Annotated in this window: 24 protein-coding genes; 5 read left to right on the top strand and 19 right to left on the bottom strand. The window is 46.3% G+C overall.

Annotated features, from left to right (window positions below):
* Positions 1 to 8 precede the first annotated feature (8 nt).
* The 7 genes from OCV54_RS05025 to OCV54_RS04995 form a co-directional block, all read right to left on the bottom strand.
* Positions 9 to 467 (bottom strand): hypothetical protein, encoded by a 459-nt coding sequence (locus OCV54_RS05025; protein WP_009904720.1) that lies wholly within the window; start codon positions 465 to 467, stop codon positions 9 to 11.
* Positions 464 to 1,282, bottom strand: a complete 819-nt coding sequence (locus tag OCV54_RS05020) for an ABC transporter permease (protein ID WP_021434678.1) — start codon at positions 1,280 to 1,282, stop codon at positions 464 to 466. Before OCV54_RS05020 ends, OCV54_RS05025 begins: the two co-directional genes overlap by 4 nt.
* 11 nt (positions 1,283 to 1,293) lie before the next feature.
* Positions 1,294 to 2,079 carry an ABC transporter permease gene (locus OCV54_RS05015; RefSeq protein WP_055222893.1) on the bottom strand — a complete coding sequence of 262 codons (786 nt, stop codon included), beginning with the start codon at positions 2,077 to 2,079 and terminating at the stop codon, positions 1,294 to 1,296.
* Entirely contained in the window at positions 2,072 to 2,998 is a 927-nt protein-coding gene (locus tag OCV54_RS05010; RefSeq protein WP_055222891.1) for an ABC transporter ATP-binding protein, read from the bottom strand. Before OCV54_RS05010 ends, OCV54_RS05015 begins: the two co-directional genes overlap by 8 nt.
* Positions 2,999 to 3,134: 136 nt before the next feature.
* Positions 3,135 to 4,052, bottom strand: a complete 918-nt coding sequence (locus tag OCV54_RS05005) for a sensor histidine kinase (RefSeq protein ID WP_021434669.1) — start codon at positions 4,050 to 4,052, stop codon at positions 3,135 to 3,137.
* 6 nt (positions 4,053 to 4,058) lie between these two features.
* A complete protein-coding gene (locus OCV54_RS05000; protein WP_016728879.1) occupies positions 4,059 to 4,751 on the bottom strand; it encodes a response regulator transcription factor in 693 nt (230 codons plus the stop codon).
* Entirely contained in the window at positions 4,744 to 4,932 is a 189-nt protein-coding gene (locus tag OCV54_RS04995; RefSeq protein WP_009905249.1) for a MerR family transcriptional regulator, read from the bottom strand. Before OCV54_RS04995 ends, OCV54_RS05000 begins: the two co-directional genes overlap by 8 nt.
* Positions 4,933 to 5,093: 161 nt before the next feature.
* Here OCV54_RS04995 and OCV54_RS04990 point away from each other — a divergent pair, with 161 nt between their 5' ends.
* From OCV54_RS04990 to OCV54_RS04970, 5 genes are all read left to right on the top strand, one after another.
* Positions 5,094 to 5,447 carry a helix-turn-helix domain-containing protein gene (locus tag OCV54_RS04990; protein WP_016728880.1) on the top strand — a complete coding sequence of 118 codons (354 nt, stop codon included), beginning with the start codon at positions 5,094 to 5,096 and terminating at the stop codon, positions 5,445 to 5,447.
* Positions 5,448 to 5,695: 248 nt separating this feature from the next.
* Complete coding sequence (locus OCV54_RS04985; RefSeq protein ID WP_021421432.1) at positions 5,696 to 6,025, top strand: plasmid mobilization protein; 330 nt, start codon at positions 5,696 to 5,698, stop codon at positions 6,023 to 6,025.
* A complete protein-coding gene (locus OCV54_RS04980) occupies positions 5,986 to 7,335 on the top strand; it encodes a relaxase/mobilization nuclease domain-containing protein (RefSeq protein ID WP_055222889.1) in 1,350 nt (449 codons plus the stop codon). Before OCV54_RS04985 ends, OCV54_RS04980 begins: the two co-directional genes overlap by 40 nt.
* A gap of 60 nt (positions 7,336 to 7,395) precedes the next feature.
* Entirely contained in the window at positions 7,396 to 7,665 is a 270-nt protein-coding gene (locus OCV54_RS04975; RefSeq protein ID WP_055222887.1) for a helix-turn-helix domain-containing protein, read from the top strand.
* Positions 7,616 to 8,005: a hypothetical protein gene (locus OCV54_RS04970; protein ID WP_231299101.1), complete on the top strand. Its 390-nt coding sequence runs from the start codon at positions 7,616 to 7,618 to the stop codon at positions 8,003 to 8,005. Before OCV54_RS04975 ends, OCV54_RS04970 begins: the two co-directional genes overlap by 50 nt.
* Positions 8,006 to 8,149: 144 nt before the next feature.
* Here the strand turns inward: OCV54_RS04970 and OCV54_RS04965 are convergent, their stop codons facing one another.
* The 12 genes from OCV54_RS04965 to OCV54_RS04910 all read right to left on the bottom strand — a co-directional run bounded on the left by OCV54_RS04965 (position 8,150) and on the right by OCV54_RS04910 (position 23,254).
* On the bottom strand, positions 8,150 to 8,515 hold the full coding sequence (locus OCV54_RS04965) for a cysteine-rich VLP domain-containing protein (protein WP_055228079.1): 366 nt from the start codon (positions 8,513 to 8,515) through the stop codon (positions 8,150 to 8,152).
* Positions 8,512 to 8,718: a transposon-transfer assisting family protein gene (locus OCV54_RS04960; RefSeq protein WP_055222885.1), complete on the bottom strand. Its 207-nt coding sequence runs from the start codon at positions 8,716 to 8,718 to the stop codon at positions 8,512 to 8,514. The genes OCV54_RS04965 and OCV54_RS04960 overlap by 4 nt, the downstream gene beginning before the upstream one ends.
* A 2-nt stretch (positions 8,719 to 8,720) precedes the next feature.
* Entirely contained in the window at positions 8,721 to 9,665 is a 945-nt protein-coding gene (locus tag OCV54_RS04955) for a hypothetical protein (RefSeq protein WP_055222883.1), read from the bottom strand.
* A 3-nt stretch (positions 9,666 to 9,668) separates the two neighbouring features.
* The gene (locus OCV54_RS04950) at positions 9,669 to 14,054 is read right to left on the bottom strand and encodes an antirestriction protein ArdA (RefSeq protein WP_139352966.1); all 4,386 of its coding nucleotides are present in this window, start codon (positions 14,052 to 14,054) and stop codon (positions 9,669 to 9,671) included.
* A gap of 241 nt (positions 14,055 to 14,295) precedes the next feature.
* Positions 14,296 to 16,386 carry a DNA topoisomerase 3 gene (locus OCV54_RS04945; protein ID WP_055222880.1) on the bottom strand — a complete coding sequence of 697 codons (2,091 nt, stop codon included), beginning with the start codon at positions 16,384 to 16,386 and terminating at the stop codon, positions 14,296 to 14,298.
* A 66-nt stretch (positions 16,387 to 16,452) separates the two neighbouring features.
* Positions 16,453 to 17,121, bottom strand: coding sequence for a hypothetical protein (locus OCV54_RS04940; RefSeq protein WP_055222878.1), 669 nt, complete (start codon positions 17,119 to 17,121; stop codon positions 16,453 to 16,455).
* 67 nt (positions 17,122 to 17,188) lie between these two features.
* Entirely contained in the window at positions 17,189 to 17,377 is a 189-nt protein-coding gene (locus OCV54_RS04935; protein ID WP_002610333.1) for a hypothetical protein, read from the bottom strand.
* Positions 17,374 to 18,102: a DUF4366 domain-containing protein gene (locus OCV54_RS04930; RefSeq protein WP_002610332.1), complete on the bottom strand. Its 729-nt coding sequence runs from the start codon at positions 18,100 to 18,102 to the stop codon at positions 17,374 to 17,376. Before OCV54_RS04930 ends, OCV54_RS04935 begins: the two co-directional genes overlap by 4 nt.
* Positions 18,092 to 18,349 carry a DUF4315 family protein gene (locus OCV54_RS04925; RefSeq protein ID WP_055153476.1) on the bottom strand — a complete coding sequence of 86 codons (258 nt, stop codon included), beginning with the start codon at positions 18,347 to 18,349 and terminating at the stop codon, positions 18,092 to 18,094. Before OCV54_RS04925 ends, OCV54_RS04930 begins: the two co-directional genes overlap by 11 nt.
* Before the next feature lie 31 nt (positions 18,350 to 18,380).
* Complete coding sequence (locus OCV54_RS04920; protein ID WP_055223216.1) at positions 18,381 to 20,417, bottom strand: C40 family peptidase; 2,037 nt, start codon at positions 20,415 to 20,417, stop codon at positions 18,381 to 18,383.
* A gap of 49 nt (positions 20,418 to 20,466) precedes the next feature.
* Complete coding sequence (locus OCV54_RS04915; RefSeq protein WP_055222877.1) at positions 20,467 to 22,902, bottom strand: VirB4-like conjugal transfer ATPase, CD1110 family; 2,436 nt, start codon at positions 22,900 to 22,902, stop codon at positions 20,467 to 20,469.
* Positions 22,850 to 23,254, bottom strand: coding sequence for a PrgI family protein (locus tag OCV54_RS04910; protein WP_055222875.1), 405 nt, complete (start codon positions 23,252 to 23,254; stop codon positions 22,850 to 22,852). The genes OCV54_RS04915 and OCV54_RS04910 overlap by 53 nt, the downstream gene beginning before the upstream one ends.
* Positions 23,255 to 23,262: the final 8 nt, after the last annotated feature.

Genomic DNA, 23,262 nt, shown 5'->3' with positions numbered 1-23,262 from the left:
TTCTATTATCATTTGAGTTTTAATTTCAGTGAACCTGTAAAATTATCTGCTTCAATCAAAACATAATTGCTTGCAGACGGAAGTTCAATAGTATCATTATATGAGCTTTCTGTATCACAAAGGATTTTCGGTTCATCAGTTCCCGTTTGTAAAATTAGTTTCAAATTCCCGGTTTGAGCAGCTATATCACAAGAAATTTCTATTTTATTTCCATTATCTCGTTCAAGAGCTGTTCCCCCGAAAATGATTTCATTACCGGAAAAATCATCATAGTCAGCGGTATAATTTCCTACATAGCTATCTATACCAAATTCACGTTTTCCTTGCAAATCTTTATCATCTGTTAAACCCTTATCTCCAATAGATTGTAAGGCTTGATTATAATTACTTACAATTTCATCTTTAGAACAGGCAGTTACAGAAACAAGACAACATAACATTAAAAATAAAGGTATCAGCTTTTTCATTTTGCAATCTTCCTTTCTGTTTTTCTCCTTTTTTGAGATAAAGGGGTAGCTAAAGTTTCTTTTTGTGGAATAGAAATTATTATCAATGATAATATAAGCATAGCTAACATCGTTAAAACACCTAATAAAATGCTTTGAGAAGATGAATAAGCTCCGGTAGTATCTGTCACAAATCCTTCTCCGTTAAAGCCGACTATACTTAATCCGGCAGAGAGCGGATACAAATTTCTGATAATAGGATTTTTGAAGTAGATACTAATATATCCTAATAGAAAAGCTGCAACAGCCCCACCTTTGAAAGAGTTTTGTTTTTTTCCACAGTGTGCGATAAGTGGCATTTCTCCAATAAATGTAAATAATGCCATTCCACAAATTTGTATAGTCCCAATTATAATTGTTGATAAAGTCATATTCTCACGACAAGCGATTATTCCGACTATAATAGTGACAAATGAATTACATAATCCTAAAAGTATAGAAAGTAGTCCTATTGTAGTTAGCTTCCCAATCATCAGTTTAGGAAAAGAAATAGGAATAACTTGCAGATTTTTTAGTGTATCATCAGTGTATTCTCGGTTAATCATATAGCCACCAATCAAAGCTATAATCATAGGAAAAAACATGGTCATATTATTCCAAATCGTACTATTAAGTAAATCAGGAAATGTATAATTCAAGACATTTTTAGCTTCATCTGTCATAATTTTTTGCATAACGATTGAAATAATAGGGGAACACGCTACACCAAGCATACCAACCAAAATAATACTGTATCTTTTTAGCTTTTGAAATTCTGTTGTAATAAAAGCAAGCATATTCACACCTCCTATATCTCACGACGATTATAAATTTTTATAATCGCATAAATTGATACGAACAGAAAGAGCGCAATAATACAGACGCATATATGAGTTGGGACAAAATAAGGACGCATAGTGTTATAAAATTCAGCTGCGGCTCCATTCCCCTCGTCGTAAAATTGATAAATCCAACGATTGATTACAGGTATAGGTAAGATTGTTCCTATATTTACCCCTACTGGTGTCAGCATTCCTATATCTGTTACATGAATTACATAGTTAATAATTGTGTAAAAAAGGGTAATGACAATAGAAATCAAGTCACTTTTATTGAACCATACAACTAATGCCACACAAGGTAAAGCCGCAGCTAGGAGCATTATTCCCAATCCTATACTCAATACAAATTTTTGTGCCATGTTTTCCATAGCAATACCAAGGATTTTTGAACACAACACACTGGCAAAAAAGCCTAAAAGAGTATAAGCTACTGAAATAATAGCCATTACTCCTATTTTTGCTACAACTATTTTACTTTTGCTAATAGGAATGGTTGTAAGGTTCTTTAAAGTGTCATTATCTGTTTCTGTAAAGAACAGAGAAGTTGCAATAACAACCAATATCGGCAACAAAAGAAGAAAATCGCCATAGTCCACAATGCCGGAAAACAAATTATCATAATTAACTTGTGTTGGAATGTTCCAATATAAAGCAGTCATTACTACCGGAAAAACCAAAGCAACAAGAGTAGCCAAAACAAAAAGAGAACGTCGTTTAAATTTGTAAAATTCGCATTTAATCAGTTTAAGCAATTCCCTCGCCTCCTGTCACACGCTTGAAATAATCTTCAAGGCTTTCTTCACAAGTATGAGCTTCTGATACCTCCAATCCATTTTCTACAAAGGCGGTTACAATTTTCCCTACTGGTAAATCAAGATTGTGTAGACGTAAATTGTGGTCGTCCTGTATAGAAAAATGGTTTTCGTGGAAAGTACGTTCCAAAATTCTTGCTGCCTGTGCGGTATCAGAAAGAGTAAATCGGATATGTTTGCTGCTTTTTTGTTCCAGTTCCGCAAGACTTTCTTCTTCCAGTAGTGTGCCATGGTCGATAATTCCAATATCATCAGCCAGTAGCGAAATTTCTGAAAGAATATGACTGGAAATTAAAATTGTTTTTCCTCTCGCGTCACAAAGTTCACGAATAAAAGAACGAACCTCTGCAATTCCAATCGGGTCAAGCCCATTGATAGGTTCATCTAAAATCAAAAGCTCCGGGTCGTGCATAACAGCAAGTGCAATCGCAAGCCGTTGTTTCATACCAAGAGAATACTGGGAAAACAGTTTTTTGTCTTTATAAGGCAATCCCACCAAATCTAAAGCGTCTTTGATTGCGTGGCGGTTTGGTACTCCCCGTAAGGTAGCAAAAATTTGTAAGTTTTCCGTAGCAGTCAAATTAGGGTAAAAACCGGGCGACTCAATCAGACTACCGATACGGGGCAACAATTTCTTTTCATTCCCCTGCAAAGACTTTCCCCATATTTTAACTTCGCCGGAAGTTGGCTTTGTCAATCCAAGTAGCATTTTCATAGTGGTCGTTTTTCCGGCTCCGTTTCTTCCAAGCAGTCCGTAAATTCTCCCTTTCTGCACATGAATATTTAAGTCAGCAACACTCTTTTGTGAGCCGTACTGTTTTGTAAGATTTTTTGTTTCAATGATATAATTTTTGTCCATATTCAAACCTCCTGTTCTGTAAAGTATTCTATCACACCAACCTTGCATTAACCTTGCCGCAACCTTGCATTAACCTTGCAATTTGAAATATTTCTCCCCAAATAATTAAGGCTCCCGTCAAAAGGACGGGAGAACCTTACTTTGCTAAGGGAAAAAGCAAAGTAAATTCTGTTCCTTTTCCCTGTATGCTATTTGCTGTTATTGTGCCGTTCATCTTTTCTACAAGTTGGTGTGCGATAGAAAGCCCAAGACCGCTGCCTTTTTCAGACCGTCCCTTATCGCATTTATAGAGCCGTTCAAAAATATGCTTCAAATCTTCTTTTTCAATCCCTATTCCATTATCTGCTAATCGGATTTGCATATTTTTTTCCTGCTTTGACAGGATTATTTCTATTTTATCCGCATGACTGTGAGAAATTACATTTTGAATAAGATTGTTCAATATCCGCATATAGCCGTCCGTATCAAGTTTTACCCTGAAAGGCTGTTCGGGAATATCAATATTGTAATCTATCTGCTTATCTTCAAATATGGGTATCCAGTCAATCAAGATATTTCGTGTCAGCTCCGCAGCTTCAACAATATTTATATCCATAGCAAACTCATTAGAATTTAATTTGAACCAGTCAAAAAGAACATCAATATATTCTTTCAAATCGTGAGCTTTGCGGCGGGCTGTTTCGATATAGTCGTCCCTGTCTTTTCCTGTAACAATTCCTTTATGTGCAGCGTCAAGATACCCAATAAGCGTTGTAAGCGGTGTCCGAACATCATGGGAAAGACTTGTCATAAGCTGTCGGTTTGTTTCTTCTGTCTGCCGGACAGTAGAAAGCCTGCTCTCATAAGACACAACAATCTCATTTATTTCATAGGCAAGAGGGGCTACCAGTTCATTTGTTGCAGATAAAATACGCCTGTTTCCATTTCCGTTTTTTACATCAATCAATGCGTCTGTTATCTCGGCTATCTGTTTTTTAACACGTCGAATAGCAAAGCAGGAAACAAGAATAGAGAAAAGTGCAATTATTATGGATAGAAAAATGACTGCTTCCATAGAAAATCAAACCTCCTTGTTAAAACGATAACCGATACCTTTAATCGTTTGAATATATTTTGGACTTCCGGGATTTACCTCTAATTTCTTGCGAAGTCGGCTGATAATCGCCATAATGTTGCTGTCATCATAGAAATATTCCTCTCTCCACACTTCTTCATAAATCTGTTGCTTTGTCAGAATTTTCCCTTGATTTTTCGCGCAGTATAAGAGTAAGTCAAATTCTTTTGGAGGCAATTCAAAAGTTCCATTTTCCGTAGTAACAGAACGATTTTCAATATCAATTTTCAACCCGTCAAATTCAAGTTGCTGTGATATTCCGTCCTGTTGATTGAAACGGGTATAACGGCGTATAAGGGAAACGATACGGGCTATCAGTTCGTCCATGTCAAAAGGTTTTGTCAAATAATCATCAGCTCCTGCCCTTAAACCGCGTACTTTAGAAGCACTGTCATTTTTTGATGTAAACATCAAAATCGGCAGGCTGCTTTCTTTTCTAATTTCTTCCAATGTTTCAAATCCGTCCATACCAGGCATCATAACGTCCAGTATCACAAGTTGATATTCTCTCTCTTTTAATTTTTGTAATCCCTCTTTTCCCATATTACAAAAATCAGCTTCTATATCTTCTGATAGCACGCTGCGTTTAATCAGCGCACAAAGTTCCTTATCATCATCTATAATCAAAACTTTATTCATGGTATAGCTCCTTTCCTTGTTTGGTTCTACCGTCAATCGGTTTTTCCGCGTCTTTTGGTATCAACCACATATACCCAAGTTTTGAAACACCCTGTATGCGTTTCTCCCTGCAAAGTATCTGTACCCGCCTTTCAGAAATTCCCCACTTCTTTGCTGCTTCGGGGCAAGACATATATTCCATAACAACACCCGTCCTTTCTGAAAATCTTATCATAATAATTATAGTCGGACACACGAACAATAGCAAGTATATAAATATGAATTATTATGGCTATTTAGTGGAACTGTATAGACATATCCAAAGAGAAAGGGGAACAGTGAAATGTAACTGGGTGAATAAATATGGCAAAAAGACCGGTAGAAAAATATGACTTCAAGGCATTTGGAGAAGCTATAAAAGCTGCGCGGACGGGGCGCAAAGAAAGCCGCAAACAGGTAAGTGATGAAATGTATATTTCTCCTCGCTATCTTGCAAATATCGAAAACAAAGGACAGCACCCCAGTCTGCAAATCTTTTTTGAGCTTATGCTTCGTTACAATATATCCGTAGACCAGTTTCTTTTAGATACGCCCACCCAAAAAGATACAAAGCGGCGGCAGCTCGACGCTCTCCTTGATGATATGAGCGATAATGGCATACGGATTGTAACGGCAACTGCAAAAGAAATTTCAGAAGTCGAAAAAGAGGACAAATAAATGTGTCCGGCAAATTGAATATGATTTAGGAAGCGTTGTAATCTTTACAGATTGCAGCGTTTTTCTTTTGCTCTTTTTTGGCATATAGAGCATTGCGTTGTAGTAACCAGTGAGGAAAAAACTTTCGTAGCAAGCATAGGAAAAGAGTACCCTTTTCCGTATTTTCGCCCTCCCGTCCTGCGGTGCGTCGGTTGAAAATTGCTTGTTGGGAAGTGTCCCAAACCCTCAAAGCGGAAAGGAGCGATTGCATGAACGGACGCAAAAGAAAAGTACAAATCAAATTCTATGTAACAGAGGAAGAAAGGGTGTTGATTGAGCAGAAAATGAAGCTCGTCCCTACCCAAAACATGGCGGCGTATCTTCGCAAGATTGCCATTGACGGCTATATCATTCAGACAGACCATAGCGATATAAAAGCCATGACAGCGGAGATACAGAAAATCGGGGTCAACATCAATCAGATTGCAAAGCGTGTCAATGCGACAGGCAGCGTCTACCAAGAGGACATAGAGGAAATAAAGGGGGTGCTTGCAGAGATATGGCGGTTACAAAGATTAAGCCTGTTAAAAGCACGTTGAGCAAAGCCCTTGATTATATCCAAAATCCGGATAAGACAGACGGGAAAACGCTTGTGTCCTCTTTTGGGTGCAGCTATGAAACGGCAGATATTGAGTTTGAATATACCTTGTCGCAGGCTCGGCAGAAAGGGAACAACTTAGCCTTTCATCTGATACAATCGTTTGAACCGGGAGAGGTGGACTGTGAGAAAGCCCATGCAATCGGAAAGCAGCTTGCCGACGCGGTAACAAAGGGACAGCATGAATACGTCTTAACTACCCACATAGACAAAGGGCATATCCATAACCATATCATTTTTTGTGCGGTCAATTTTGTTGACTACCATAAATACAATTCCAATAAGCGCAGCTACTACGGCATACGGAACATGAGCGATAAGCTGTGTCGGGAAAACGGGCTGTCTGTTGTCGTTCCGGGCAAAGGCAGCAAGGGAAAAAGCTATGCAGAATATCAAGCGGAAAAGGTCGGTACAAGTTGGAAAGGCAAGCTGAAAATTGCCGTTGATACGCTTATCCCCCAAGTGGCAAGTTTTGAAGAATTGTTGCAGCGGTTACAGGCGGCAGGCTATGAAATAAAGCCGGGAAAATATATCTCCTGTCGCGCTCCCGGACAGGAACGGTTTACCCGCTTAAAAACTCTCGGTGCAGACTATACAGCGGAAGCAATCAAAGAACGGATTGCAGGCAAGCGCACAAAGGCGGCGAAAGCTCCCAAAGAGCAGCGTGGCGTATCGCTGCTTATCGACATTGAAAACAGTATCAAGGCACAAGAGAGCCGGGGCTATGAACAGTGGGCGAAAATCCATAATCTGAAACTGGCGGCAAAGACCATGAATTTCTTGACAGAACATCAGATTGAGCAGTACGCGGATTTAGTCAGCCGGATTGAAGAAATAACTGCGGAAAACGAAAAGACCGCAGACGCATTAAAGAGTGTGGAAAAGCGTCTTGCAGATATGGCGGTGCTGATGAAGCACGTTACCACCTATCAAAAGACAAAACCAGTCTATGAAGCATACCGCAGGGCAAAGGATAAAGACGCATACCGGGCAAAGCAGGAAAGCAGTCTGATACTCCATGAAGCGGCGGCAAAGACACTGAAAGCGGCGGGCGTTACCAAGCTCCCCAATCTCGCCGCCATGCAGGAAGAATACGGGAAGCTCCAAGCGCAGAAAGAAGCCCTTTACACTGATTATGGCAAGCTGAAAAAACAGGTCAAGGAATACGACGTTATCAAACAGAACATAGACAGTATTTTAAGACTGGAAAAAGAACCGGAACGGAGCAGGGAAACCGAACGCTTACAGTAGAAATATCTATAAAAGCGTGGTAGGATAAAGATATTCCAATACAGACAGGAGCGTGAAAACATGGCAGACCAAACAATACCCGATTATGAAACCATACGCGCCGCCGTTGCCGGAGAAACATGGGCGGTGGAAAAGGTGCTTATGTGCTACAAGGACGAAATCGACAGGCAGGCAACTGTAAAGAAACGTCAGCCGGACGGAACATTCAAACTGGAAATTGATGAAGATATGCGCCAGTATATCACAATGAAGCTGATAGAATCCCTCCCCCAATTTCCCCTTGAAGAAATGGAAAGAGAGGAAAAAAGAAATCGGGACAAAAAATCATAAAAAGGTAGACGGGAAGCTGCTGCGGATAGATAAGCAGTTTCGACATTTGAAGCAACGGCAAAAAGAAACTATCAGTACATGGCTTTATGAGGAATACCGCCGCCTTTGGATAGAAAAGGGACAGGAGCCGCATAAACGCAACAACCGGGAAATCGTTGCCGCTGTTATGGAACAGATAGAAGCTGCGGGGATATGGCTGCCGGAACAGGAAGTAACAAAATATTTTTACCGCAGGAAAACCCATTACCGGAACCGGATAGAAAAAGAATTACAGCCGAAGCCGGAAATGCAGGATAAAGACAGTCAGACACAAAAAGAACAGGGTGCAGGAAGCCAGTAATGACCTCCCGCACCCTGTTCTTTTATAGGTACTGATTTTAGAATGTTACGCAGTAGAACCCCGATTTCAAGGGAAAAGGTATTCTGTATCGCCTATGCCAGTTTCACGCCGTTTATGCCCTGTAAATCAAGGCTTTTTTCGCCCTTATTGCGTAACCGCCGCGCGTCGTTTCCTCATGCGTTCCGCTGCCTGTCTGCGGGTAATCCGTTTCCGGCAGTCCGGGCAGTATTTGACGCTGTTTGATTTTGATACAAAGAACGTGCTGCACTCGGTACAACGCTTTTTATCCTCGGTCTTGAAAAGCTCTGCATAGAGCAACTTATCAAGGGGAAGTACGGCGGTCTGAAACCACTTGCATAGAAGTGAATAGGAAATAAGCTGCGGGCAGACACATTCCTCCCCGTCGTCCAATAAGATACAGTGTCCGCGCTCGCAGTTGCAGCACTCCTTTTTTACAAGGCTGTTGACTTTCCGGCTCTGTGGCGGCGTGAGCCGCTTACTCCCGGTCATACTTCATCAGCGGCGAAAATGGAAATCTCCGCATACTCGTTTTCTGTTAGTGGGGAAATTTTCTGTAAGGTGCGTTCTGCAAAGGGACGCATATCCTCGTCCATGAATGGTAGCGCAGTCGTCATATTTTCCATAAGCTGTGCCTTGCTTCCCTCATGGTAAATACTCAACAGGTTCATTTCTTCAACGGTCAGTCTAATCATGCTCATACCTCCAATTCGTGATGTTTTGATTTTGCTGTCTTTTTCGGGAGTTTTGGGGATTTTTCTGTTTGTAACTGCGCCCGGACAGAGGGACGGGACTTTTTCATCTCTTTATTCCTCTCGCTTTTATCTATCAGCGCATAAACGCCATGCCTGTCCTCCAACGTAGAAAAGGAAAGGCTTTTGTAAGGGAGCATGGAAAGCAGCCGTTCCATATCCTTATCCGTTGCCAGTGGAACAAAGTAGGGAGAAAGTTCTACCGCACAATGGTTTTTTTCGGGGCTGTCCGGTTCTCCAAGCCCTTTTACATTTTCCACAATCCGGCGGGCTTCTGCTTCAATCCGTCTGTCATGCAGGGCGGCGATATGTAACTGAAAATCCCCCTGCGTATGCGGTGTTCGTTTTTTCTGCTGTTCCCTCAAAATGCTTTTTAAGGCTTCTGGGTCGTTTGGCTGTGCTTCAAAACGTATAAACTTTCCAAGCTGCGGGTCAGTGTTCCCGTCAAAATATTGTCCGGCAGGTTTTGTCAGCTCCCCATGCTCATAAATCAGCGTGTAGTTGTCGGCAGGGATTGATTTTTCGATTACTTCCCGGAAATGCTGCAAATAATCCAGTTCATAAAGATTGCCCTTGATTTTTTCCTGCTCTGTGCCTGTCAGTTCCACCGCATAGGCAAGGATAGTATCGCGGGTCTGTTCCCCGTAAAACCGCCATGTATTATGCTGCCTTGTGTCCTTTAGAAAAACGTCCCGTTCCCGGAAGCAGCACGTCCCGGACGGGCGGGAAAACCACAAAAGCCGTTTGTCCTCCGGGACAGGGCTTACCGCCGCTTTCTGCAAAATCTGTTTGTCTATGTCAAAATCGCTCTGATAAAAAGCGGTATTCTGTTTCATTATGGCTTCAAGGGAAGCGATAACGTCCACATTTTCAAATTTTTGTAACTTCATAGGTCAGCTCCTTTCCAAATCCTGTGTTTTCTGTCTTGCCTGTTTCTTTGGTGTCTGTTCTTTCGCTGCTTTAAGCTGCGCCCGGATAGAGGGCTTTTCCTGTTTGGCAGGCTTGCCACGTTCCTTATCGGTTTTCAATGCTTCGGCGTATTCTGCAAGGGAAATCTGTCCTCCGGCTTTTGCTTTTTCTTCCAGTTCCGCAGCGGTCGGGGTGTTGTTTATCTGCCCGTCAATCATGTTGTAATTTTGCTCGGTGGTCTGCTCGGCAGCTTTCAAATAGTTTTTCGGCTGCAAAAACTCTGGCACGTCCTTATACCCCAAGCTGTCTACATAGTGGGCGGTGTCCTGCCCGTTCTGATGAAGCACCACCACGTCGGAAACGGAAAGGCTGTGTCCCTTAAAATCTTTCGGGTGGTCGATATTGAAGCGGGTGTAAATATCTTCAAGGGACATTCCCGGCGTAAGGGGTGCGGTATAGATAAGCTCATAATTGCCTCTGTCAATGCTGTTTCCCGCCGCCTGTATGCGGTCGTAAGGCTCAAAGCGCAAGTCCCGCGTTTCTTTGCCGTTCTTTAGCTGATAAATTCCGAAAGTGTCCTCGTTCCCATAGAGTAAGAGAGCTTCCCTTGATGGCTCGCTTTCCCGTAGTTCTTGCTTCATGGCGTTGTACTCCCGCAGGGCTTCCCATGTTTCCTTTTCCACGCCGAACAAGCCGCCTTTTTGTGCGTGTGCCTGTAAATCCTCCAAGGTATCAACAAGCCCCTCTGTGCCGTCCTCATAGAGAAGATAAACGGACATATCCTCATGGAAAAGGCGTTCAGCGGCTTCCTGCTGAAGCGGAAGCATACCGTCCCAAGCATAGCCGTATTCCTGCATATCCTTGACGCTGATTGTAGGGTCTGGCATAGGGATTTCCGGCGCGGCGGTCTGCGTCTTTGCGTAAAGCTCCTTGACTTCTCCCTGTGTCAGCTCCCCGGCGGTAAGCTGCGCCATAAGCTCTCGGCATTTCTCCGGCGTTCCGATATACAAAACGTCGCCTATCTTTGCTTTCCCGTCCTCCTGCGGAATGTAGGCTTGCAGCAGATACAGGTTGTCCCTGCTGTCGCTGCGGGGATTTGCGTGTACCTTGTAAATGGCTTCCTGTTCGGGCTTTTTCTGCGCCGCTTCTTTTTGCGCCCGGATATGCGCCCGTTGTAACTCGGTAGGCTTTTCCCCGGTAAAGGGTGCAATCGCCTTGATATAATCAGCCGCATAGTAGGCGTTACTGGTAAGCTGCCGCTGCCATGCCCCTGCTTTGGGCGACCAACGGAAGCCATTACTTTTTAAGGCTTCCCGCGTGGCTTCGTCCGGCTTATCTTCAAAGAAGATTTGCAGACGGTTCGCTTCGGTGTTTGCTTCCACCTTGCCGCCGTCAAATTCCCAACCCACAAAACCGATTTCCTTTTGCTGTGAAAGGGATTTGATACGGTCTTTTACGCGCCTGATTTCTGCGCTGTTGTTGGATAACGCCCAAGTCGCAAAAGGCTTGTCCCCCAAATGCCAACTGCTCGCCATGTCTGCTTTCAGTTTTTCAAGCTGTTCCGGCGACAAATGCGGGCAGCCGTCAAGGGTCTTATGCTTGCGGTAGTAGGCGTTTACGGCTTTCATGGTTTCCTGCGATTTTTCAAGGTTTTCCAGTTTCTTCTCCAACTTCTGTACTGCCTGCGGGTCGTCTGCGCTGATACCGCCCATGCCGGTGCTGCGGATTTTATCAAGAAGTCCTTGTATGTCCTGCCATTCCCGGTAATTGCTGTCGCGGGCTGCGTTCTGCTTTTCTTTCTTCCTTGTGGGGAAGTTAGAGCCGCCCGCAATGAGGATAGAGGGAACACGCGCGTCAATCTCATAGCCTTTGTTCATGTTCGCCGCCAGTTTCCGGGCGTAAGTGTCAAGCAGGCTGTCGATTTTCTCATGGTACATCGGGTCTACCCGTTGTTTCTGCCTTTCTGCAAGCTGTACGGCTTCATCTACATAGTGCCTGTATTCAGCCGTCGCGCTGCCTTGCTTATAATCAGAAAAGCTGTTCATATCCTTTGCACGTTTGGCGGCAGCTTCATTGATTGTGTAATAAGGTGCGGCGGGGGCTGCCTGTCCCGGCTGTGTAGTCTGCGGTGCTTCGCTGTTTGCGCCTGTATCAGCTTCCGGCTCGGTCTGTGCTTCTTTTTCCTGTACCGGGGCTGTTTCTTCGGGAAGCTCCGGCGCGGCTACTTCTGCTTCGGGCTGTATGGTAGCTTCCTGTGGGGTCTGTGCCTGTTCGGTGGTCTGTTCCTTATCCTGTGCCTTTTGGATTTCCGCAAAATGTCCGTCTATGGTATCAATCAGACTTGCGGCGGTGCTGCGGATTGTTTCAAGAGAGCCTTTCAGTTCTGCAAGTTCTTTTCCGCTGCTCCACCCGGCGATATACCCAAAAGAATAGTCGGACGTATCAAGCCCGTAATGTTGACAGACCGCATAGGCAACGCTTTCCGCCTGTACCTCGCGGGTGCGGCGGTCGGGACGTTCCGGCGCGTCTTTGTCTATGTCATGGAGTGTTGCATGGGCGATTTCATGGATTGCGGTCTTGATGTTCTGCAATTCGTCCATACCCTCGTTGATAGAGATACGCTTTTCCTCATAATTGCAGCGTCCTTTTACGCCGCCGCTTAGTGCTTCAAATCCCATAACAAACGGGGAAGTCCTTTCAAGGGCAGCGAAAAAATCCTGATACTGTTCCACGTCGCCCGTAAGCTCCTTTATCCCAAGGTCGGGCAACTCCTTACCCTCGGTCTGCGATACGTCAAAAACAGATACCACACGAAAGGCGGGGATTTGGATTTCCTTTTCCTCGGTAACGGCTTTCCCGTTCTTATCGAAAACAGGCTTTTGCGTGTCCGGGTCGATTTTTTCCACCTGTTTCTTAACGGTAAAGGGCGCGGGCGCAAGTATCTTGATAGCTTTTTCTCCCGGCTTTACATGGCGGTCAAATTCCTTTTCCCATTGTTTATAGCCTTTTACAAGGTTGCCGCCCTGCATGGCGATAAGGATTGTATTGTTTAGGCTGTAATCATGGAATTTAGACATAGTACGCAGATAGTCGGCGTAACGGTCGCTTTCATAAATCCCCAAAATGCCCTGTTCCAGTCGGTCGGTAATCTCTTTCATTTTGTCAGCGGGCTTTTCGGAAGATAGGATAATCGGGAGAACCGGGGGCTGCTCTGTGGCAGTGGTCGGTATGGCTGCGGCAGCGTCAAGGTCTGCCTGTTCCTGCGGCTGCGGCGTTACCCGGTATTCCTCCGGCACGTCGCGCCCGTCATACCACTGTGTAAAGGTGTTGCGGTTGTTGTAGATATATCCCTGCTCGGTAAATCTGCCCCCGTCATTGATAGCAGCGTCCCTCCCGTATTCCTCATACATGAAATAATTTTTTGCTTCTTCCGGCAGCTCCAACTCGTCCAGTTCTTCAATCAGATAATGCCCGTAATCTTCCTCGGTTTTTACGGACGGATAAATCCAGTAACAGTCAAGGTTTTGTGCAAGGTTTATAATGTCCTGCAAGTCCCTTGTATGGTCGCCGTATGTGATAGCCGCAGCAAATTTTTCCCGGTCGTCGTCAAACTGCATTTTTAAAAGTTCGCTCAAATAGTTCAGTTCGTCAAGGCTTTCAAGCTCGGTCAATTTCCCTGCCAGTCCTGCAATAGAGGACTGGTATTCTGTGATATGCAGTTCCCCGTAGTTTTTGCCGTCTATCCCGATACGGTCAAAGACTTCTTTCAAATGCTCGGCAGTCGTGGGGAATGATACCCATTCGCCCGCAGGTCTGCCCTCGGTGTACTTTCCAAGATTAGAAAGATACCCGCTTAAAATCGTTTCTGCCATGCGTTCACTCCTTTCGTTTTCAATCATGCGGTGCATAAGTTCGTAGTCCTCTATGCTCATGCTCCCGTCAAATAGATAGGGGTCGGGTTCTTCGCCGTCCCGGTAGGCTTTTTCAGAGAAAGGCAGCCCCGCAGCGTGGGCGGCGGCTCTTGCTTCCTCGATAAGCTCCGGCGGCAGCCTGTCGTCGTGGGCTTCGATAAATTCCCCGATATTGCTATATCCGTTTTCGTAGTGGCGACGCACCCCGGCGGTCAGTTCGTCAAGGTTCCTGTCCTCGCCAAGATAGCCGGAATAATAGCCGTTTACCACAACGGCGGCAGGGTCAGCCTGCTTGATTTCTTCCATGCGGCTTCTGTCCTCCGGGTAAAGGTAGTCGCCCATTTCAAGGTGGAAATATTCGGCGTTCCAAGAACGTCCCGTTTTCCAAAACGCCACCCAAGCGATACCGTCCCGTAATTCTTCTTGATAGTCCTTTACGGTGTCCCGTAAACTTGCCATGTGTAACCTCCTTTCCAAAGGGCAGCGCGGACGCTGAATGTTCCGGTTTCATCATTCAGTACCCCGCGCCCGCGTTTTTGCCAAAGATTTTATAGATTTTTTCAAGATTTCAGAGGGTAAAACCCTCCACAAAACAGAGGGTTTGGGACACTTCCCAACAAGCAAAAATCCCCGCCGTTCTCGGTAGAGAAAGCAGGGATTTTACGGAAAAGGGTACTCTTTTCCTATGCTTGCTATTCAGTTATTTCTTCTTCGACAGTTCAATGCGGTAGTTGACATATTTCCCGCCTGTATCAGCCAATACGATAGTTCCGTCGTAGGTTTTGCCCGTCTTTGGGGAATAGAGCTTTTTCACATTTACTTTGCCGGATTGTAAGAGTGCAGCGGCAATTTTGGGGGTAAAGGTTACTTTTCGTTCTTCAAAGAAACGGTCATTTTTCCACATGGTAAAGCTACATTCCTTATTGCTGCAATAGTAGTTTTTCTTTCCCTCATAGACAGGAGAACCGCAGCGGGGGCAGCTTCCCAACGCTTCCCGTTCCGGCTTGAACATCTGCGCTTTATCATCAGAAAGAAACGGATAGGTCTTTACCAGTTCCCGCGCCATATCCTCGATACCCTCCATAAATGCGGCGGGGTCTGCCTTGCCTTTGGCAATCTGCGTCAGATTGTTTTCCCATTCTGCGGTAAGCTGCGGGCTTGTCAAGGTGTCCGGCAGGACACACACAAGATTGATACCGTCCTTTGTGGGAAGTAGCTGCTTGCCTTTTCGCTCCACAAAGCCGCCCTTTACCAGTTTTTCAATGACGGCGGCGCGGGTGGCGGGAGTTCCAAGCCCTTTGCGTTCTGCGTCCGGGTCGGTGTCCTCACTTCCGGCGCGCTCCATAGCAGAGAGCAGCGACGCTTCGTTGTGAGGTTTTGGCGGTGTTGTGTCATGCTCCGTTACCTTTGCCGTCGGATTTTCAAAGGTCTGTCCCTCGGTAAACTGTGGCAGGGTATTTTCTATGTCGCTGTCTGCGTCGTCCGTTTCGGGCTTGTTCTTTAAGGCTGTCCTGTATTTTCGGTCAATCTCTTTCCACCCGTCGGACAGCACCGTTTTTCCCCTTGCGATAAAAGACTGTCCGGCACATTCAAAAACTGCTGTAACCGCTTCAAAGGTATGCGGTGCAGCGGTCGCCATAAGTAGACGCGTCCCGGCAAGGGTAAGGATATTCCTTTCGCTTTCCGGCAGCGCGGCAAGGTCAGTCTTTGCAAGCTCCATAGTCGGGATAATGGCATGGTGGTCTGATACCTTTTTACTGTTCAGAACCTTTCCAAGCTCCGGCGTGAAGTCTTTTCCCGCCATAAAAGAAAACTTTCCACAAAGCAGTTTGATAATGCCCGCCGCTGTGTCGCCCATGTCGTCGGTCAGAAATGCGCTGTCGGTTCTCGGATAAGTAAGAAGTCTTTTTTCATACAGGGCTTGTGCAAGGTCAAGGGTCTGCTTTGCCGTATATCCGAACAGGCGGTTTGCTTCCCTCTGTAAAGAAGTAAGGTCAAAGAGCTTCGGCGGGGCTGCGGTCTTTTTCTCTTTCACAAGGGAAGTACAGACTGCTTTTGACGCTTCGCAAGTCGTTTTTAATGCGTCGGCTTCTGCCTTATCTGAAATTCTTTCACTTGCAGCTTCCGCGCCGGATAAGGTAAGGCGAACATGATAGTATTTTTCTTTCTTAAATGTGGTAATCGCTGCGTCCCGGTCAACAAGCATTTTTAAGGTCGGGGTCTGTACGCGTCCCACGTTCAAGGTGTGGTTGTAAAGGACAGAGAAAAGGCGGGTGGCGTTGATACCGATAAGCCAGTCAGCCTTTGCCCTGCATAATGCGGAAGCAAAGAGCGCGTCGTATTCTTCGCCGTTCTTCAGACGGGAAAATCCCTCTTTGATTGCGCTGTCCTCCATAGAAGAAATCCAAAGGCGGCGCATAGGTTTCTTGCAGCCCGCCATTTCATAGACAAAACGGAAAATGAGTTCTCCCTCGCGCCCTGCGTCGCAGGCATTGATGACTTCGGAAACGTCTGCCCGGTGCATAAGCTCCTTTAAGGTTTTGAATTGCTTTTCCTTGTCAGCGGAAACGGTGTACTTCCATTCCTGCGGTAAAATCGGTAAGCTGTCATAGCTCCACTTTTTATATTGTTCCCCGTAGGTGGCAGCTTCCGCAAGCCCTACCAAATGTCCCACGCACCAAGAAACAAGATAGCCGCTTCCTGTGAGAAATCCGTCTTTCTTTTCCTTTGCCCCAAGTACGGCAGCGATTGTCTGTGCCACACTGGGCTTTTCTGCGATAACTAAAATCAATGATAAATCCTCCTTTCGGGTAAAAGAAAAGAGCAGCCATTTCTGGCTACTCTACAAATAAGCTATCTATTGATAGTCTTGAATAAATTTTAAAAATTCATCTCCGTATTTTGTGGTTCTTTTTGCTCTTGCAAGTTCTGTTGAAACAGGTGTATCAAAATCTACAATGCTTATTAAACTGTCTGAACAAAGCTGTCCTGCAATATGTTTTACAAACATTATATCATCTGCAAAGCAAGGAAGTTTCTCAATAATTCCTTTTATCGGGTGTTCTGTTCCACCAATCGTCCGAATTGTTGTTCCACTTCGCTTAATAACCTTTTCATTGTAATTATCTTGTGCGAAATATTTTAGCAACATTATATGACTTAATGTATAACTTCCAAGTAATGACAAGTAAAAAAGTTTTTTATCCGTTGGTATATCTATATTGTTTGCAGAAGAATAAAGTGCATTAGCAAAAAGCTCTTGCTTTTCTTTCTGATATGCTCTCATTGCTCCCATAGTTGCAACTTGAACACAAGAATAGAACGCCTCATCTTGTGCCAATTCATCTATTGAGCGTGGAATTTTTTCTAATATTTCCTCAACTCTTTGCTTCCACTCATTCATTCGTTTATCAGCCACATACCCTTGTGCCAAACTTATATACTCGGCTAAAAAACCACCTCCGGGGAATAATGATACAGCCCCTTTTCCAGTTGCTATTAAAGCGTCTGTTAATTTATTTCCCAATTCATCAGCTCCTTTGCTATATGATAATTATTTTACCACACAAAAAGAAGTTTCTCCACATTTCCTTTCAGCGTTCCGGCTCGGTTTTCTTTTTCTCCTGTACCTGTTTCAGACAGTACCCCACACAAGGGGACTGTCCCTTGTAAGGGCAGGAAGCACAAGCAGGGGGATAAGGAACAGGCGGCGCATTATCACGCCGCCCGTTCGGTTTCTGTATCATCATCTTTTCAAAGGGATTGTTGGTAAACAGGGTCATAGGGTTTCTTCCTCCGTTTCTTCATCTTCGGGAGTTTCCCCGGTATCTGCTTCCGGCTCGTCCTCGTCGTAGTCCTCAAATTCAAAATCTTCAAGGTCGGTATCGCCCTTTACATTCTGCTTCGGCTTTAGAAACTTAAAGTAGTAGAACGCTGCACCGCCACCAAGCAGGGCAAAGAGGACTAAGGCAAGCACCACACCGGGATTGCCGCCTTTTTCTTTCAGTTCTTCCGGCTGCTCCGTTGGTGTTGGGGTAGGTTCTTTGCCTGTGCAGCCTGTCATACTGGTAACACATACCGGGCAGGACGTGTTTACCTTTCCGACTTCGCATTTTTCCGTACAGTTACAGATTTCCGGCTTTTTGGCAGCTTCGCCGTTTTCGGTCAGTGCCATAAGGTCGGCTTCGTCCACTTGATTTAGGAAATGTACGGTCTGTTCGCCCTCGGCGGCGCGGTCAATGAGGATATAGAAATAGTTGCCGCCTTTGGTGGTAACAGTGATAAGTTGCTTATTGCCGCCGTAATCGTCAACCAGTGTAGCGTTTCCCTTTGGGGTAAGGGGCGGCGTTTCCTCTTTTTCCTCCACAACTACATTACTGTCGTTGGTCGCGTCCCCGGCGGGCGGCTCTGTGGCTGCGCCCTGTGCATAGGCAGGGACAGAAAAACCGCCCATAAGGATAAGGGCGGCACAAAGGGCAGTCATGGTCTTTTTCAGTTTATTCTTCATCTGCATTTTCCTCCTGTTCGTTTTCTTCTGCGGGTGCGGCAGTCATGCCGGGAATACCGCCGCCGGACAGCATAGCGTTCAGTTCCTGCGGGGTCAGACGCATAGCTCGTACAAGCTGCACGATTTCAAGGTTTTCCGCTTCGGTTTTCTGCACTTCCAGTCCTTTTAACTTGTTCTGATACTCTGTGATTTTCTCGCGGGTCTTTGCGATTTCCTTATTGATACGGTCAATTTTATTGTTTGCCATAAGTCATTTCTCCTTTCTTTTTGGGGTTGCTTTACCAGTTCATCAGCCCGTAGCCTTTGATACATTGATAGTTAAGGTCATAGCTCTTTATCTTGCAGGCGTCGCCGGAATTGCCCTCAACGGTATAGACGCGGCTGCCGTCCCTGCCAAGCACAAGCCCCACATGGTCGGCAACGCCGTCTAAATCCCAATCGAAAAAGATAGCGTCGCCCGGTGCGATATTCTCATAGCCGCGTGCGCCCCATTGTCCCCTTGACCGAAACCAAGGGACACCCTGCCATTCGCAGCCCGCAAAGCGCGGTTCGCTTTTTCCGGCTTGATTGTAGCACCATGATACAAAACAGGCGCACCATTCCACGCGGCTGTTAAAGCCGTACCAAGACCAGTAAGGGTAGCCGCCCACATTTCCGACTTGCTGCTTTGCAAGCTCCATAAGCTCTTGATTTCCGGGGCGCGTACCGTTTACAAACTCCACACCGCTTAAATCCTCGGACGGGCTTCCGTCGGGAGAACCGCCGCCAAAAATCAGCGGTTTGTTGCCGCTTGTTTCCAAATACACCCGGTACATTTCAAGCTGCTGTGGCGTAAGAAGTTCCTCCGCAAGCTCTGAAATCGGCTTGTTTGTCAGTTTCACATTTAAGATGTGATACTCATAAGGGACTTCCTCGGTGGTGGTTTCCCCGGTTTCCGGGTCGGTGCTTGTTTCGGTGCGGTAGCGTATTTCCACTTCCTCGGTCAGCGTCAAGGTGTACTGCATGGAAAAGATACGTTCAAGCTCTGCCTGTGCGCTCTGCGGGGTGTAGCTCTGCAAGAGGGCGGTCAAGTAAGACGCAAGTTCGTGGGGGTTATGCCCGATACTGTCAAGGTCGTAGCGGTATTCATCATAGCCGGGGTGGGTGCTTTCGATATTGTCAATCTCACTTTGCAGCCCGTTTTCCAATGCGGCATAGTTGTTTTCAACTGCCACAAGGTCGCTGTCCTCGGATGTGTAGGAAGTGCCAAGCACCCCGTTTGTCAAGCCCGAAAACATAGCCCCGCAAGAGGACAGCCCTGCGGAAATCATAATAAAGAGAAGCAGCGCGGCAACTGCAATCAAAATGCCCGCCGGGTGTCTTGCCGCAAATGCGGCGGCTTTCCTCGTTTCCTCGGCGGTTTTCTTCGCCGTCTTTCTTGTGGCTTCCGCTGCGGCTTTTGCCCCTCCTTTCTTTGCCGCCTTTGCATACTGGCGTTTTATCTGCTGTTTCTGCATGAAACGGGAAAGCGGGTTAGAAGTAAGCTGCGGGTTGTCGTGCAGGGTTTTGTGATACTGGAAGTTGACGTTTGCCTTAAATGCTGCCTTTTCTGCCTTTGCCGCTTCCCGGTAAGGTTTCAGCTTATGGCTGCGGTAGCCCTGTTTTAACTTCCGCGCCCCGTATTTCGCGCCGCGCTCGGCAAGTTCCTCCGATTTATGCGCCCCCTCAACGCCGGAATTGTCCTTTTCAACGGAATGTATCTTGTTGTGGACGAAAATCCCTGCTTCCTGTGCGGGGCGGGACAGCGGGTTTCCTTTTTTGCCGCCGGGTATCGGTTTTTCCTGTTCTTCAAAGTGAAGTCGGGTCTTTGCCTTTCCTGCGGCTTCGTCAAAGGTGCGCTCCTTAACCAGTTTCTTTTGCTTCGGGATAGCTGCCTTTGCTGCGTCCAGTCGGTCAGCGGCTTTGTTTGATTTCTCAATATAGCATTCCAGTTCCGGGACGGCAAGTTCTTCCTCGGTAAACTGCAAGCGGGAAGATGTTGTTTGTACGGTAACTTCCTCCTGTGCTTTATGTACCGCTTTTTTACTGGCTCTGCGGGTCTGTGCTGCTTCGATATGCTCCATAACGCGCTCTGCTGTGGCGGTGTCCCTTGCGGGGGAAGCTCCCGGTGCGTGGGGTAACGGGGAAGTTTGGGACGCTACACCTTGAAGCTGCGTCCCGTCCTGCGCCGCTTGCTGCTCCGGGGACTTTTGAAAATCCGCGTCCTGTTCCCGTTTACTGATACGCTCGGCGGTCTGCTGTGTTTCGTTTACCTCAATAAGCCCGTCGCGGGTCATTTTCTGTGTGATTTTATCGCGGGATTTATATTGCTTCATGGTCTGCACCTCACTTTCCGCTTTCGGAAACTTCCTCCGGCTTCGTTGTCATTACCCTGTAAAGCTCGGTATCTTTCGGGAAGCGGTCTACAAAAGGCAGCACCACATTTCCATAGAAGATAAGCCCCTCGCCCGCTTCGGTGTGGGTAACATACTTCATCTGCTGCGGGGAAATATTAAGCTGCTTTGCAAGGATAGTACGGTCGCCCTGCGCTTGATTGAGCATGAGGACAAAATCGCTGTTCTCAAAGATATTTTCCACCTCGCGGCTTGCCAAAAGGTCTTTGACGTTCTGCGTAATGGCTGTTGGGATACCGCCCCATTTACGGAAACGCTTCCAAATCTCCACGCTGTAAGCGGCGGTCTGTTCCTCTTTTAAGAGCAAGTGAAATTCGTCCATATAGTAGCGGGTCGCCTTTTTCTCTGCCCGGTTTATCGTTACCCTGTTCCATGTCTGGTCTTGCACAATGAGCATACCTAACTTTTTAAGCTGCTTTCCAAGCTGCTTTATATCAAAGCAGACAAGGCGGTTAGAAAGTTCCACGTTGGTTCTGTGGTTGAATACGTTAAGGCTGCCGGAAACATACAGCTCCAATGCCGCCGCGATACGGGCAGCTTCCGGCTCCGGCTGTCTTAACAGCTCGTCGTAAAGGTCGCCCAAGATAGGCATTTTTGCCGGGTCGGGGTCTGCAAGGAACGGGCGGTACACATTTCTTACAGCCCTGTCAATGACGGTCTTATCGACAGGCTGCAAACCCTCCTTGCCTCCGATAACAAGCTCGCAAAGGGAAAGGATAAAATCACTTTTCAGCGCAAGGGGGTTGTCGTCCTCGCTGTAATTAAGGTTTATGTCCATAGGGTTTACATACTGGGGCTTGCCGTCAATGCCCCTGCCCGTAGGGGAAAGACGTATCACTTGCCCATTAAGACGCTGCACAAGGGAAAAATACTCGGCTTCCGGGTCGCAGATGATAATGTCGTCGTCGGTAATGAGGAAAGCATTTGTCATTTCCCTTTTTGCCGCAAAAGATTTTCCGCTTCCCGGCGTTCCCAATATAAGCCCGTTGGGATTTTTGAGCTGCTTTCTGTCGCAGAGTATCATATTGTTAGAAAGGGCGTTCAAGCCATAGTACAGGGCTTGCCCCGTCTGAAAAAGCTCCTGCGTGATAAAGGGAATGAAAATAGCGGTGCTTGATGTGGTAAGCCCCCGCTGTATCGGGATAAGGTTTTTCCCAATCGGCACACTGGATAAAAGCCCCGCTTCCTGCTGATAGTCAAGGCGTGTCAGGCGGCAGTTGTATTTCTGTGCGATACCCGCCGCAGCGAAAATGTCATTTTCCAGTTTCCGCTTCGTGTCTGCCATGTTTACCACAAGGAATGTAAGGAGAAACATTCGCTCGTTGCGGCTCTGTAAGTCCTGCAACAAGTTCTTTGCTTCGCTGCCAAAGGTGGCAAGGTCGGACGGGATTATATCCATGTCATAGCCGCTTCTAACCGCTTTTTTCTGTTCCTCAATCTTCATCTTGTCAAGGTCTGTGATTTTGCGCTTAATGGTTTTGATTGCTTCCGACTGGTCGATACTACGGATATGTAAGTTGACGATTACACCCGTTTCCAAGTCCAGTATGTCGGCAAGCATACGGTCGTTGAGTTCCGGTGCAAGGATTTCAAGGAAGCTCGCCGCGCCGATTTTCTTACCCATGCGGAAATATCTGCCCTCGCCAAAACGGAAAGAGGACGGGGCGATAAAGTCCTTTGTAGACAGCCCCGACGGGGTAAGCCAGTCAAAGGAAAAGGAGAACGGCTCGCCCTCCGGGTGGAATACCCCATGCAGCACCTTTAAGCGTTCATAGCCGGATAAGGGGCGGGCGGTTACGCCAAGCACTTTGAAATTGTTAAGCACGTCGGTTTCGATACGGGAAAGCCTTGACTTTGCAGCCGCCTTGTTATCGGCTTCAACGGTAAAGGTAATGTATTTGTGCTTCACAAGCCCGTTGTTGCCTTTACTAAGCTGATTTTTCAGCATATCGGAATACTCGGTGCGGATAGAGTTAAAAGCGTCCTCCTGTGCGGGGATAGAGATAGCTTTTTCTGCCTGTTCCCGCTGCGTCCCTTGATTGATGAAAGAAAGCTGCACGCTCACGCTCGCGTCAAAGTAATTGAGGAAATCGCACCAGTTTTCAAAAATGGCGGTCTTATCGTCTGCCTGTGCAAGCTGATAATTGATGTCCTCGAACACGACGCACTTTGAATATCTCTTTTCCGTAACCTTGCAGATACCGTCCGGGTACATGGCAAGGTAGGGAATGGTCTGCTGTGCGGTGCGGGCTTTGCCGTCGCCTTTTGCCTTTCGGATAGCTTCGGCAATCTGTTTCTTTTCGGCGCGGGTCAGCTTACGCCTGTTTCCTGCGGCTTCCCGCGTCTTTTTTGTTTGTCCTTTTGACAATCGCTGATACCTCCTTTTCTAAGTTTCGCTGCTTTTCCAAGACAGCGTATAGGTTTTCGGTTTTGTAAGGTCGCTCCTTTGGGCGGGTAAACTTTGTCTGAATGATGTTCTTAACCACCACTTCAAGGGGCTGCCCATGTTTTTCATACATGGCAAGCAGGAAACAGGGGAGCATGACGACAATCATCGCCATAGCCGCAAGGTTTGTCCCTGCGCTGCCTTTGAGCAAAAAAAACAGCGGCAGTCCGATTAAGAGTGCCGCCGCAAAACAAACGATTTGCCGCTTTGTCAGATTGAAAGCGACTTTTGTTTTGACTTTGGATAGGTCTTTGGGTACAGGTACATACGCCAAGAAAAAAC

Source organism: Coprococcus aceti (assembly GCF_025567285.1).
GTDB classification, from domain to species: Bacteria; Bacillota; Clostridia; order Lachnospirales; family Lachnospiraceae; genus Coprococcus; species Coprococcus aceti.
This window is presented reverse-complemented; position numbering and strand designations above follow the sequence as displayed.